Origin of the sequence: Caballeronia sp. PC1, assembly GCF_021353155.1 — a bacterium.
In the GTDB taxonomy this organism is placed as follows: domain Bacteria; phylum Pseudomonadota; class Gammaproteobacteria; order Burkholderiales; family Burkholderiaceae; genus Caballeronia; species Caballeronia cordobensis.
Window position 1 is genome coordinate 1,567,352 of sequence record NZ_JAJUBH010000002.1, and the last position, 13,197, is coordinate 1,580,548.

The following is a 13,197-nucleotide window of genomic DNA, read 5'->3' on the forward strand; positions in this document are numbered from 1 at the left end:
GGAGTCTTGCGATGAGCGTGAACGAATACGACTACATCATCGTCGGCGCGGGATCGGCGGGCAACGTGCTTGCGTCGCGTCTCACCGAAGACGACGACGTGACCGTGCTGCTGCTCGAAGCCGGCGGGCCGGATTATCGCTTCGACTTTCGCACGCAGATGCCGGCGGCGCTGGCTTTTCCGCTGCAGGGGCGGCGCTATAACTGGGCGTATGAAACCGAGCCAGAGCCGCATATGAACAACCGTCGCATGGAGTGCGGGCGCGGCAAGGGTCTGGGCGGATCGTCGCTCATCAACGGCATGTGCTATATCCGCGGCAATGCGCTCGATTACGACAACTGGGCTTCGATGTCCGGTCTCGAGAACTGGAGCTATCTGGATTGCCTGCCGTATTTTCGCAAGGCCGAGACGCGCGATATCGGGCCGAATGCGTATCACGGCGGCGATGGTCCCGTGCATGTGACGACGAGCAAGCCCGGCAACAATCCGCTGTTCGCGGCGATGGTCGAGGCAGGCGTGCAAGCGGGCTATCCGCGCACGGAGGATCTCAACGGCTATCAGCAGGAAGGCTTCGGTCCGATGGATCGCACCGTGACCGCGAACGGCCGGCGGGCGAGCACGGCGCGCGGCTATCTGGATCGCGCGAAACATCGCGCTGGTCTGACGATCGTGACGCATGCGGTAACGGATCGCGTGTTGTTCTCCGGTAAGCGTGCGATCGGCGTCGCGTATGTCCATGGCGGACAGCGTGTGACGGCGCATGTGCGGCGTGAGGTGCTGGTTTGCAGCGGCGCGATTGCATCGCCGCAGTTGTTGCAGCGCTCGGGCGTGGGACGCAGCGCGTGGCTGAAGGAACTGGAGATTCCGGTGGTGCACGATCTGCCGGGCGTCGGTGAGAACTTACAGGATCATCTCGAGATGTATATGCAGTACGAATGCAAGGAACCGGTGTCCTTGTATCCGGCATTGCAGTGGTGGAACCAGCCGGCGATCGGCCTCGAATGGATGTTGAACGGGACGGGCGTCGGCGCGAGCAATCAGTTCGAAGCGGGCGGTTTCATCCGCACGCGCGACGACGATTTGTGGCCGAACATCCAGTATCACTTTCTGCCTGTGGCGATCAACTACAACGGATCGAATCCGATCAGGATGCATGGCTTTCAGGCGCACGTCGGATCGATGCGCTCGCCGAGCCGCGGACGCGTGAAGCTCAAGTCGCGCGATCCGCATGCGCATCCCGGCATTCTTTTCAACTACATGGCCGATACATTGGACTGGCGCGAGTTCCGCGATGCGATTCGCATCACGCGGGAGATCATGCGGCAGCCGGCTTTGGAGCGGTATCGCGGGCGTGAGCTTCATCCTTCCGATGATCTCAAGAGCGATGCCGAACTCGATGCATTCGTGCGCGCGAAGGCGGAGACGGCTTTTCATCCTTCGTGTTCCTGCAAGATGGGTTATGACGATATGGCCGTCGTCGATGGCGAAGGACGCGTGCATGGGATGGAAGGCTTGCGCGTCGTGGATGCGTCGATCATGCCGCAGATCACGACCGGCAATCTCAATGCGCCGACGATTATGCTGGCGGAGAAGATCGCGGATCGGATTCGGGGAGTGGCGGCGTTGGAGAGGGTGGAGACGGATTATTTTGTGGCGGGTGGGAGAAGGGCACGGGCGGTGGGAGGTGGGGTGGAGCGGGTGGGGGTTGGGGTTGGGGGGTGAAGCGGCAGTCGTCGGGGAGCTATCTCCGTGTACGCGGAGGAACCTGGCAGCGCATGACTGCGAAGATCAACGACCAGGGTCTATCTCCGCACACACGGAGAAACCTGCGCGCCATAGGTGCCGAGCGAGAGATACGGAGGTCTATCTCCGCGCACGCGGAGGAGCCACGTCCTTGAACCACGACTCTGCCGCGCGGCACGGTCTATCTCCGCGCGCGCGGAGAAACCACTGCCTTCAGAGGCTCGCCGAGCGGATCACTGGGTCTATCTCCGCGCATGCGGAGGAACCTGCGTGCCGAGTGTCCTTTTCCAGACACTGACGGGTCTATCTCCGCACACGCGGAGGAACCCACCGGATCTCCGTCGCATTGCCGAAAAAGTCCGGTCTATCTCCGCCCACGCGGAGGAACCCTCTCGCAATGCGCCGCTCGAACATCGATTTAGGGTCTATCTCCGCACACGCGGAGGAACCGGTCAGGCGATCGCGGGGATACCCGCGGATAAAGGTCTATCTCCGCACACGCGGAGGAACCGGCCCACAGTTGTAATACGCCATCTGAGCGCGGGGTCTATCTCCGCCCACACGGAGGAACCCCGTTGTTTGCGCATCGTGGCCCCCGCTTAGACGGTCTATCTCCGCACACACGGAGGAACCACGGCGCGGCGAATTTTCCGGACCCGGCTTTCGGGTCTATCTCCGCACACACGGAGGAACCATGGTCGCAACCCTGAAGGGAAGTTATGGCCGTGGTCTATCTCCGCACACACGGAGGAACCGACGGTGGACTTCGCCAAGTTGGACGACGAGACGGTCTATCTCCGCACACGCGGAGGAACCTACAAGTCCTGCCCCACCTTGTAGCCGTCGATGGGTCTATCTCCGCACACGCGGAGGAACCCGGGCGGTTCCAATCTCGATTGGAACATGCTGAGGTCTATCTCCGCACACGCGGAGGAACCATGCCGTTGGGTCCGACTTATGAAAGGCTCAAGGGTCTATCTCCGCACACGCGGAGGAACCTCTCCCTCATAACCCCATGACAGAAAAGGCAAATGCCCCATTTACCTCCAATAAAACCATCCAAATTTTCAAAGAACGAAACCACCCCACCTACCCCGTCATCATCCGCCTGACAACATACATCCCATCCACCTCCACAAGCTCTCTCGGCGGCGCACCGAGATGCGAGATACCGATCCCCCCAACCGCATCCAGATCCCGCCACACCATCACCACACTGCCTCGTGGCTCATGCCCGTGCCAGTCGGCAAGCACCGCCCACGTCCGTTCCCGCACGCCCTTGTTCATGCGCGGCGCGACATACAATCCCGCCGATACTTCGAGCATCACCGATCCGAGAAATCCCCGAAACCGGTCCGCGACATCACTCGTCACCACGACGACCAGCGCCATCGCCCGCCTCCCGCTTCTCATCGACACGCAGTACCTGCTTCACGCGATCGATCATCGCGGGAATGACCGTTTTCCTGCGAAACACGCGCGCCGCCTCGCGCCGCACGAGCCGGTCGATCGGATGCTCGCAACGCTGCGCCTCCTTCACCGCGGCGAATGCGATGGACAGCGTGACGTCATCGCGAAAGAGATCGGCGATATCGAACACGAAGGCCTGCCCCGAATCCTCGTGGATGAACCCGAGCTGAGGTATCGCCGCGAGCGCCTGCACGGCGATCGCAGCCGCCGCCTGCACCGCCGTCGCCGCATGATTGATCGCCTGATTCGGCAGATCGGCGGCGTCCGGATTCGCTCGGTCATAGCGACGCCCCTCCCAGTCGATACCGAATTGCTCCGCGCGCAGCCGATAGATCGTCTTCACGCGCGCGCCTTCGATACCGCGCAGCGTGTCCAGATCGCGATGCGGCAACACCTCGCCCAGACGCAACGCATACATATGCCGCGCGACCGACAGACGCCTTCGCGGATTGCCCCACAACTCCGCTTGCCGTCGCGCGACATCCGAGCGGTCCGGCATCAACGGCGGCGCAGTGTACGTGCGCACGCCATCGACGCCGACTGCGGCAAGCAGCGTCCCGTGACGCGCGAGCAAGCGCAGCGCGTCGTGCGTCACGCTGCTGCCGGGGCCGAGCAAAATCATCGATACCGACTGATGCGGAATCTGATCCACATGCTGCCCGCCCGCAAAACTCAGGCAACCGTCGATCACATTGAGCGTGCCGCGCTCCAGCCAAAGAAGGCCGTGACGGTCCGCATGCGGAACCCGGGATGTCTCGAGTCCGAGGCGTCCCTTCAGCACGGGCCTGGTCCGCGATTCATGTCGCTATCGAAGCAGGCCTGAGCTGCAACATGCCAAACCCGAACGCGCGATGACGCCCGACGCCGCGCACGAGCAAGCTCGTGAACGCTTGCGGGTCCTCGACGCACAAGTGGCCGCGAAACACCGCATCCGGGCCGCCGACATGACGCGCGATCCGCTTGCCGTTCGAACCCGCCGCCGCCTTGGTCCGGCGCACGGACGTCGTCAACTGGAAACGCATCATGCGCGATTCGATGATGTTCGCCGCGTTCGTCGCGGTGAACTGGCGGGCGAGCCACTCTCCGTACACGGGCTCCCGCTTCACATCCGCCTTATCCTCGGCGCGGTCCAACGCGGCGCGATAAGCGTCATGCTGATGCCCTTCCTTGTCCCGAACCACAGGACATACGCGCACCTCGAAACCCAGCATGCGCCCTTTCGTCCACCGAGCCGGGAACTCGCGGATGCTCAGACCGCCGCCGCCCCGCACCGCATCGAGACCCAGCAAAGCGGCGATGTCGGGGCTCGCAAGCGACGCCGCCTCGCGCAGCTCATCGGCGGAACTCGAACTATAGGCAAGCAAGCCGCTGCGCTCATCGCGATAGTAGAAAGGTTTCGGCGCACGATCACCGAAGGCGCGCCCCAACGCCGCATGAAGCGCGTAGCCGATGTCGCCGCCCGGTGGAATCCAGTCCTGCCGTGCGGCCCAGGCCACCAGCCTGCGAAGATCGGGCTCACAATGAATCAGATTCAGCGTGGTCATGCTGGCAGTTCCGGCAAAGTCGATAAACTCGCGCACGGCGCGATATGCGGACCCGTCCCTTCGAGCACGGCGCGCCAACCGCCATGCACGCCGGTCTTCCAGTTGCGTTCGTCGCATATATCGAGCGCGCGCGCGTTCTTAAGCGTGCCCTCTTTGCGTGGCCACTGAAAGCGAAACTCGCGCTCGTCAGGCGATGGCGCGCGTTGCAATGCGTCGAGCACATCGCTGGCATCGACCATACCGACGACGAGGCGCGCCGACGGCAGACACGGCTTGCGCCCGATGAACAACGGCCGCTTCGGATGATCGAGCGCATGCGCGATTTCTTCGAGCGTCGGTTCTTCGTCCGCCGGTTCGAGCCGCAACGCGACGAGCGCATCGAGCCGCGCGTGATAGTCGCGATAACGAAGATGCGGGCTCTTGTACGAATCTTCGCCGCCGCGCCGCTTTTCCGGCTCGCCTAGCGTCGTCCAGCCGCCATCGTTCGCGCCGATCTGCGCCGTCTGGAAATCCGCGAGACGCTCCCCGCCGTTGTCGAGCCGTGTTCCCATGACCAGGCGCGCCTGCAATCCGTCGAGCAGCGCGAAGTCGCTTCGATCCCATCCGAGCGCGTTGCCGATCAATCCGGTCAGCATCGACAACGCCGGAAAGTCGCGAATCACGCCATAGTTGTCGATTGCTTCGCCGCCGAACGCCACGAGCGGCGCGCGTAAGCGCATCAGTAGATGGCGGCGCATCTCACGCGCCCTCGACGATGCGCGCCTGCGTCCACTGGCCAAGCTCGGCGAGCGAGACCCGCTCCGCGCCCGGCATGTTCGCATCGTCGAGCGACATGAAGCGCCGTGCAAGCGGCGCCCCGTACGCGGCATCATGCTTTTGCAACTCATCCGCCAGTGTGACGATGGCCTTCTTGCGCACGTTGGTGCCCGGCTCCATCGACAGCGCGGTTTCGAATGCGCCCGCCAGCGTGCGCGGCTGCCAGTCGCCGGTCTCGACGAGCATCAGGCTCGCATGACCGAACGGCGCGGTGGAGCCACGCTTCGCGCCGGGGCTGACGGTTGCGATCAAATGCAGCAGGTTATGCACGACCTCGCCCGCAAGCGCGCGCCGCTCGGCGGGCGCGTCGAAGCATTCGCGCACGCCGATGCCTTCCAGATTCGCGACCAGTTGAGGCACATCGACGACGACATAGCCGTAGTACAAGCCCGAAGCGAGTTCCGTATCGAAGATGCCCGCCGAGCCGCGTTCGCCCGTCTCGCGCAGAAGATCGTCGACGACGGTGAAATAGTCGTTCTCCACTTGTGCCTCGTGCACCGTGAAGGCATGCGCGACATACACGGCGGCATCGCGCGAGGCCAGCACATCCGAGGTCACCATGCGGCCGAACAACGCCGACTCCAGTCCGCTTCCGTGCTTCAGCGCTTCGATGTTCGACTTCTCCTCTTTCAGGAAGGTCTTGATCGCGGCCTTCAACGCGGTCTCGTCCTTGTAATCGCGGGATAACGCAGCGCAGCGCGCGACGAGATAATCGATCTCGGCCCTTCCGAGCAGCACGGCCTGGCCGGTTTCCAGCGCTTCCTTGCCTTTGAGATCCTTGCCGGCCTTGTCGAGCAAACCCTCGTGACGCAGCGCTTCGGCGGCGGCTTGCGCGAGCGCTTCCGGAACGTTCTGCCTCATCAGCTCATCGCGAATCAGCTTGAGCGTGATGCGCGAGCGAATCGCCATCGGCACGTCGAGCGACGCCAGCGAATGATGATCGTCCGCCACGCGCCAGTGCCGCTTCAGGCATTGCGACGATATGCGCGTGCGGATGGCGTCACCCATTGGCAGGCGTTTGGCCAGCCCAGCGTCGTCGCGGTTGAGCAGCGCGGCGGGATAACTTTGCAGCGTATGAATCTGAATGAAGCGTGCTTGCGACATGGTGAGTTTCCTGTTCTGCATTGGTTGAGTGCGTTCGACGACGCGCGGTTTTACTTGCGTTCGCTCTGGAGTCTGGCTCTGGCGTAGTCGCGCACAATGGCGATACGCGTCCGCTCGGCGATGCGCTTGCGCTTCGAATCCACCGCGCCTTCGTTGAGAATGAGCGTGCCCAGCTCGATCCAGTTCGGTGCGACGTTGCGGCTGGCCATCAATCGCACGACGCGCGGGAGGTTCTGGAAAAGCGCCTCGCCCCGCGCGTTGAGCAGACGCGTTACGCGCGCTTCGGAGACGCCGGCGAGTTGCAGTTGTTGCCCGAGCCGCGGCGCGGCTTCATCGGGGGAGCAGTGAACGGACAGCGCAATGCCATGCGCGATGAGTCCCCAGCGCCGCCACTCTTTCAGGCTGAATCGATCGCACTCGACCTTCGCGCGTTGCAGCGCGCGGGTAAGCGCCGCGATCTGCTGCACGGTGAGCGTTTGCGCGTTGGGATCGAACCGTGCAAGGGCGACACAATCCGCCTTCAACGAACCCTCGCTCTCCTTGCCCGCCTTGATGAAGCCGGTGATCGCGCCTATCTGCGCGTAGAATTTGCGTCTCGATCCGAGCGCGGTGTCTTCAATTGATGTCATGTTCAACCTCTTCCAATGAATCGCGCCGCGCGTCTCTGCGCGCTTCGTCGCGGCGCTTCAGCACACCGACGATTCGTTGCGCAACATGCTTCTGCGTGCGCATGAAACTGTGAAAGCACGAGAGCGCGCCGCCTTGCGCGCGATACCGTCTTTCCGCGCTGCGCGGCCCGGCGACGAACGCACGTTCCAGCACCTTCTCCGCGCGATCGACAAGCTCGCCGATCCATTTGTCATGCGCCTCGTTCTCGTTGTGAGATTCGACTTCCTCGATGAGATCGTCGAAAAAGCGTGCATCTTCCTCGTGCTCGAATCTTCTCGAGAAGTCACCCGCTTTCTTCTTCGTGTCGTCGCTGACGCTGGAATCGCCGTTGCCGAGGAGGTTGCACATCGCTATCCATAAGACTCTGCGCACATCGGCTATGGCCGCGATGCGATCCGTCGCGCGCTTCGCAATTTCGTCGGTGTGGCGCATGCGCATGGCTTCGCGAATGCGAGGCGATACCGGAATACGCCGCTCGTGATAACCCTCCGTCTTGCCCTGTCCGCGCGTGATGCCTTGCGCGAGAAGGTAAAGACCCGTCTCGCCGTCTTCCTCCAGCAGCGTGCTCGCTAGCGTTCGTTCAAAATCCGTCGAAAAGGCAAGCGTGCTGGCGAGCCGGTAATCGAAGCCTCTTGCCGTGATGGATAGCGCCTTCGCCTCGGCTATGTTCACCGGCGTCCATGCATCGCCCGTGACGCCGTTGCGCTCCTTGGCCGCAATGCGCGCGGTCTTGCTGCTCGTGGCGAGCGCGACGAGTCTCGTACCGTGCATCGTCAACCGCACACGCCTGCATATTTCGATGTAGAACGGATCGAGTTCGCCGAGCGAAAGACTGCTCGTGCCGTCCCAGGGCCGCAGCCATACGAGCGCCAGTCCCCCTTTGCTCTTGAGGTCGCACCGTTTAGCGATGCTTGCGTGCTGTTCGAGGAGCAGCCGCGTATCGCGCGCCCAGCGCTTGCCCACATGTCCCGCCGGCACGACGCCTAACGCCGGACGGCTCGCAAATCCTCCGTTCATGCGCGAGATACCGTAATTGCCCGCGCCGAGAAAGCCCTCCTGCGTCTGAAGGCTGACGAGCGCGTAGACCCAATCTTCCGGGTCCGCGTGGATCATGCGAGCAGCTTTCATGTCGTGGTTCTTCGACGTGATCAGCATGTCCACGGCGTCGGGCGTGAGCAGACGCTTCTTCCACGTGCGCGTCTCGCCGCTCTTGCATGGCGCTTGCAAAAACGCGGGGCGATCGTCGGGCGTGACGAGCGAGAAGGCCGCGCCGTCCGGATGGTCCGGAGTCAACGCGAGCAACGCGCGACGCCATTCTTCCGGCGTGTCCCACAGTTCATCGCGTTTGGCTTCATGCAATGCGATCGCCGCGAGACACACGAGAAAGGCATGCCACGGATGACGCTGATGCGGGCGGAGCGCAGGGAAATCGCGCACCGCGTCTCGCCCGAGCGCGACCAATAGTTCCGGCAAGCTCGCATTGTGAGGCTGGTCATCGACGCCCCGATAGCGGAACAAATGGTCGTCCAGCAGATTGAATTGAAGCGTCACGCCAATCTCCTTTTTCTCACGCCGAAGCGGTCGTACGTAAAACGCGCGCCGCCGAGCGAGAACGCGAAGCCGTCGTGACACAGTGCAATGTCGGAGGGCGCTGCGTCGGGATCGAGGTCATCCGGCAGCATGTGATGGCGCATGGCAATCTCGCGCACGTCGATGCCGAAGGGTCCGCGCACGGGCGGATCGAAACGGATCAGGCGGTCCTTCGCGCCGAGGCGGGTCGCGACGCGCTCATCGTTGCCGGGAAAGGCGAGCGCTTCAAAACTCGCTGCATAGTCCAGCGCTTGAAGCCGGGCGATGACAAGTTTCGCGCTTTCGCTCCCGTCGAGTTGTTGCGACAACGCCTGCCATGCCGGGCCGAACTCGGCCGCGATGGCATCGAGGCAATCGGGATGCGTCGCGTGCTCGACGAGTTTGCGGTTATCGCGCGGAATCTCGCGTTCGCCTCGTGCTTCGATAAGACGGCGCGTCGCTTCGATCATGCGCAAGTCGGAATAGACGCCACCGCCGTTATGCAGCCGTCCGAGCCCATGGCGCGGGCGTTCGAGGTAAGCGTCGAACGACCCACTCTCTGGTATGAGCACCCACACGTGCGCTTCGCGGAACGCCTCGGGTCTCGCTGAAGCAGGCCGTACATGACGATGCAGACGTCCGATGCGCTGCAGGAGCACATCCATCGGGCAGATATCGGTGATGAGAAGATCGGCGTCGAGATCGAGGCTTTGCTCAAGCGTCTGCGTGCCCACGACGATGCACGGCTTCATGCCATCGCGCTTCTTGCCGATGCGCGCCTCGACTTCCTCGTCGAGCCGCGGGCGGTCCTGCCGGCTGAACCGGCTGTGATGGAGGGTCGCGACGCCGTTCACATCGAACAGCCAGGCGCGATCGTCGACCATGCTTTCGATGGCCTCCTGCGTCGCAATCGCCGATGGCACCGTATTGCGCACGATCAACACACGTGCGCCTTGCCGCGCGGCATCGACCGCTATCCGGGCCACGTGCGCGAAGTCGTCGATGGCTCGGCATGTTTGCCAGTGAACGTGCTTCTTCGCTCCGCTACGGCCCAACTTGCTTATGCGTGCGCCGTCGATCAGCGCGGGATACGGCACGGCACACGCTTCTTCGATGCACGGCGGATGCGCACGGTTCTGAAACCTCACGCGCTGTCGCGAACCGAGCGTTGCCGACAGCAGCAACGCATGCCCGCCCGTTGCCAGATGCGCTTTCAGCAGATGCTCCAGCAACTCGGACATGTACGTATCCGACGCGTGCACTTCATCGACCACCAGCAAAGAGCGGCTCAACGCCGCATGCCGCAGATGCGCATGACGCACGCTCAATCCGGCCAGCAATGCCTGATCGATAGTGCCCACAGCGATCGTCGCAGCGAGAAAGCGCTTTGGCGACTCGGCGGCCCAGCGCTTCGACGCTGCGATATCGTCAGGATTGTCGGACCATAGAACTTCGTAGTCGGGCAAGGCGATCATGTCGCTGCCATCGGCACTTTCGTAGCCCGCCAGCGCGCGAACCACAACGGGCGCATCGCTCGGCCAAAGTCGCCTGACGAAATCGCGCACGCGTTCGTACACCTGCACCGCGGCGACGCGCGTCGGCAGCGCAAAGTAGAGCGAGTCGACTTTCCCCGCCTCAAAAAGCTTCGCGAAGCGCCACAGCGCGGCCTCGGTCTTGCCGCTGCCGGTCTCGGATTCGAGAATCAGCAACGGCCCGAGATCGGTATCGCCCAGTGCGGCTTGTACGGGTCGCGGCGACGACACGTTGAACGCCGATTCGAACGTGATGCGTGCGTTCCGCATCGCCGCACGCAAGTGCGTGACATCGAGCCCAATTCGCTCGACGGCCTCGGTCGCGTATCGAAGGGCTTCGTCGAACGTTCGCTCGACGCCCGGTTCGCTGTAAGGAAAGAACTGCTTGCTCGACCCCAGCCAGTCCGCCAACTGCACGAGGCCGGCGAACAGATGCGCGAACGACGGAAGATTAGGCAACGATTCGCCGCCCGGCTCGAATGCTCGCGGCAGATCCCGCCGCAACCGGTCGCCGATTTGTCTGAGCGTGGCCGCAGGGTTATAGACCTCGCGCCCGTCGGCAGCAAAAACGGGTTGCCATAGATGCGGATCGATGCCGACAGGTTCGCGCACCGGCCGGCCATGATGGCCCAAGCTCGCAAGCAAAAGATCGACGGCCGCGCCGCCCCACGCCGACATTTCATCGAGAGGCAGTCCTGCGAGCAGGTGCTCATCCATTTCCAGAGCAAGCCGCGCTTCGACGCCGTGCCCCGCATGAAGAGGCCAGCCGCGCGGCGCGCCCGTTCGCCAGCGCTTCGCCTGAAACCCGCTGTTCGCCTTGCCGAAGTCGTGCAGAAACACGAACGCGGCCAGTCGCGCGATGTCTCTGTCGTCGAGCACGCGCTTCGCTGTGGCGTGCATCGCCTCGCGGATGCGGCCGCCCTTCGCTGTCAGCGCGACAAAGCACGCCGCCACGTCAAGCATATGATCGCAAAGCGGATGAAACGGCGCGTTCTCGTCACCCTCGCGCGCTCGCTTGCCCCAGGCGACATGCTGCTTTCCTTCTTTCTCTTGCATATCCTCAACGGCCGCGCGATCCCAGCCCAGACTACTTGACGATGCGCAGCATTCGTTTGTTATGGATACCTATTCTTATCCGTCGAGGAAGATCGATCCATACGAAACCGCCGAATTTCTAGGGGCACAAAAAAAGGCCGCGCAAGCGCGGCCCACAAATCGCCCTTCCTGAAACACCTGCAAACTCACTCCCTGGCCGAAGCCAGCACTCCACTCCCTTCCTGCTCCTCCGCCTCGGAGACTAAAGTCTCCAGCGTAAGTCCTTTCGTTTCGATTCCCAGAACCCATACCGCCGAAGCCGCAACGACGAAACACGCGGCTCCAAGCGAAAACACGCCCCCTTGCCCGAACACCGGCAACACGACACCCACCACATACGGCCCGATCAGCGACCCGACGCGCCCGATCGCCGACGCGAATCCCGATCCCGTCGCGCGCGCGCCGGTCCCGTACAACTCGGGCGTGTAGGTGTAAAGCACGGCCCACATCGCAAAGAGGAAAAACTGCATCGCGAGCCCGGCGCAGATGAGCAGCGTCGGCGTTTCCGCATGCAGCGCGGTCTGTCCATACACATAGGCCATCACGCCGCTACCCACGAGCGAGGCGATGCAGGTCGGCTTGCGCCCCCACCGTTCGACGAGCCACGCCGCGCACAAAAATCCCGGCACACCACCGAGCGAAATCAGCACCGTGTACAACACCGACTTCGTCACGGCAAAACCGGCTTGCTGCATCAATGCGCCCAGCCACGACGTCAGTCCATAAAACCCGAGCAACGCGAAGAACCACAGCGTCCACACCATCACCGTGCGTCGCCGGTACGCCGCGCTCCAGATCTCGCGAAACGCACCGCTGCCGTGCTTCGCGGTCGGCTCCGCCAGCATCGAAGGCGCCGGCAAACGACTCAGCCCTTTCGCCTTCATCACCCTCACTTCGACATCGGCGAGCACGCGGTCCGCTTCCTCGATGCGTCCGCGATGTTCCAGCCAGCGCGGCGATTCCGGCACCACGCGACGCACGATCAGCACGAACACAGCCGGAATCGCGAGCAACGCGAACTCGGTGCGCCAGCCGAACGTCGGCAAAACGAAATACGACACCACGCCCGATGCGATGAACCCGAGCGGCCAGAATCCATCCATCAGCGCGATCAGGCGGCCGCGCGAAGCGGTGGGCACGAACTCCGACAGCAAGGTCTGCGCGATCGGAAACTCCATGCCCATGCCGATGCCCAGCAGCACGCGATAAAAAATCAGCGCATCGACGGATTGCGCCGTCGAGCACAGATACGACGCCAGACCCCACAGCACCATGCTCCACTGAAACACGGGCCGGCGTCCGAAGCGATCCGCGAGCAAGCCCGCGACGGCCGCGCCCAGCACCATGCCGAAGAAGCTCGCGCTCGCCACCAGTCCCGCCGTGGCGGTCGACAAGCCGAACTCGGTCTTGATGGAACCGAGCACGAAAGTCATCGTCCCGAGATCGACGGAATCGAAGAAAAACGCGATCGCGATGATGATGAAAATCGTGCGGTGATACCCCGAAAACGGCAGGCGTTCGAGCCGTGCCGCGGCGCTCGCGCGCGGCTCTCTGGCAACAGACATGTCATCTCTCCCGATGCGGCCTTCGCCGCGCAAGTTCAGATGACTTCAGTAGACGCCAACATAATTCGCCGTACCAGAGGAATTGCGTCAT

The 13,197-nt window shown here is 63.1% G+C and carries 10 protein-coding genes and 1 CRISPR repeat array; of the genes, 1 reads left to right on the top strand and 9 read right to left on the bottom strand.

Going from position 1 to position 13,197, the window contains the following annotated elements; all coding sequences use genetic code 11:
• The first annotated feature begins 11 nt into the window (after positions 1 to 11).
• The gene (betA, locus tag LY284_RS23215; RefSeq protein ID WP_233388099.1) at positions 12 to 1,721 is read left to right on the top strand and encodes a choline dehydrogenase; all 1,710 of its coding nucleotides are present in this window, start codon (positions 12 to 14) and stop codon (positions 1,719 to 1,721) included.
• Between the two features lie 16 nt (positions 1,722 to 1,737).
• Positions 1,738 to 2,741: direct repeats of the CRISPR family, unit length 28 nt; unit sequence GGTCTATCTCCGCACACGCGGAGGAACC.
• 90 nt (positions 2,742 to 2,831) lie between these two features.
• On the opposite strand, the gene cas2e is transcribed toward betA, so the two are convergent.
• The 9 genes from cas2e to LY284_RS23260 all read right to left on the bottom strand — a co-directional run bounded on the left by cas2e (position 2,832) and on the right by LY284_RS23260 (position 13,106).
• Positions 2,832 to 3,134, bottom strand: a complete 303-nt coding sequence (gene cas2e / locus LY284_RS23220) for a type I-E CRISPR-associated endoribonuclease Cas2e (RefSeq protein WP_233388100.1) — start codon at positions 3,132 to 3,134, stop codon at positions 2,832 to 2,834.
• Complete coding sequence (cas1e, locus tag LY284_RS23225) at positions 3,106 to 3,993, bottom strand: type I-E CRISPR-associated endonuclease Cas1e (RefSeq protein WP_233388101.1); 888 nt, start codon at positions 3,991 to 3,993, stop codon at positions 3,106 to 3,108. Before cas1e ends, cas2e begins: the two co-directional genes overlap by 29 nt.
• Before the next feature lie 16 nt (positions 3,994 to 4,009).
• Positions 4,010 to 4,756, bottom strand: a complete 747-nt coding sequence (gene cas6e, locus LY284_RS23230) for a type I-E CRISPR-associated protein Cas6/Cse3/CasE (RefSeq protein ID WP_233388102.1) — start codon at positions 4,754 to 4,756, stop codon at positions 4,010 to 4,012.
• Positions 4,753 to 5,493, bottom strand: a complete 741-nt coding sequence (cas5e, locus tag LY284_RS23235; protein ID WP_233388103.1) for a type I-E CRISPR-associated protein Cas5/CasD — start codon at positions 5,491 to 5,493, stop codon at positions 4,753 to 4,755. The genes cas6e and cas5e overlap by 4 nt, the downstream gene beginning before the upstream one ends.
• Position 5,494: 1 nt before the next feature.
• Complete coding sequence (gene cas7e / locus LY284_RS23240; RefSeq protein WP_233388104.1) at positions 5,495 to 6,676, bottom strand: type I-E CRISPR-associated protein Cas7/Cse4/CasC; 1,182 nt, start codon at positions 6,674 to 6,676, stop codon at positions 5,495 to 5,497.
• Between the two features lie 50 nt (positions 6,677 to 6,726).
• On the bottom strand, positions 6,727 to 7,305 hold the full coding sequence (locus tag LY284_RS23245; RefSeq protein ID WP_233388105.1) for a type I-E CRISPR-associated protein Cse2/CasB: 579 nt from the start codon (positions 7,303 to 7,305) through the stop codon (positions 6,727 to 6,729).
• Entirely contained in the window at positions 7,292 to 8,896 is a 1,605-nt protein-coding gene (casA, locus tag LY284_RS23250; RefSeq protein ID WP_233388106.1) for a type I-E CRISPR-associated protein Cse1/CasA, read from the bottom strand. Before casA ends, LY284_RS23245 begins: the two co-directional genes overlap by 14 nt.
• Entirely contained in the window at positions 8,893 to 11,502 is a 2,610-nt protein-coding gene (gene cas3, locus LY284_RS23255) for a CRISPR-associated helicase Cas3' (protein ID WP_233388107.1), read from the bottom strand. The genes casA and cas3 overlap by 4 nt, the downstream gene beginning before the upstream one ends.
• 185 nt (positions 11,503 to 11,687) lie before the next feature.
• Positions 11,688 to 13,106: an MFS transporter gene (locus tag LY284_RS23260; protein ID WP_233388108.1), complete on the bottom strand. Its 1,419-nt coding sequence runs from the start codon at positions 13,104 to 13,106 to the stop codon at positions 11,688 to 11,690.
• Positions 13,107 to 13,197: the final 91 nt, after the last annotated feature.

Bases quoted from the DNA above. Each gene is read 5' to 3' on its own strand.
- LY284_RS23260 (WP_233388108.1), bottom strand. From the start codon at position 13,106: ATGTCTGTTGCCAGAGAGCCGCGCGCGAGCGCCGCGGCACGGCTCGAA.
- cas5e (WP_233388103.1), bottom strand. From the start codon at position 5,493: ATGCGCCGCCATCTACTGATGCGCTTACGCGCGCCGCTCGTGGCGTTC.
- cas7e (WP_233388104.1), bottom strand. From the start codon at position 6,676: ATGTCGCAAGCACGCTTCATTCAGATTCATACGCTGCAAAGTTATCCC.
- betA (WP_233388099.1), top strand. From the start codon at position 12: ATGAGCGTGAACGAATACGACTACATCATCGTCGGCGCGGGATCGGCG.
- cas3 (WP_233388107.1), bottom strand. From the start codon at position 11,502: ATGCAAGAGAAAGAAGGAAAGCAGCATGTCGCCTGGGGCAAGCGAGCG.
- LY284_RS23245 (WP_233388105.1), bottom strand. From the start codon at position 7,305: ATGACATCAATTGAAGACACCGCGCTCGGATCGAGACGCAAATTCTAC.
- cas6e (WP_233388102.1), bottom strand. From the start codon at position 4,756: ATGACCACGCTGAATCTGATTCATTGTGAGCCCGATCTTCGCAGGCTG.
- cas2e (WP_233388100.1), bottom strand. From the start codon at position 3,134: ATGGCGCTGGTCGTCGTGGTGACGAGTGATGTCGCGGACCGGTTTCGG.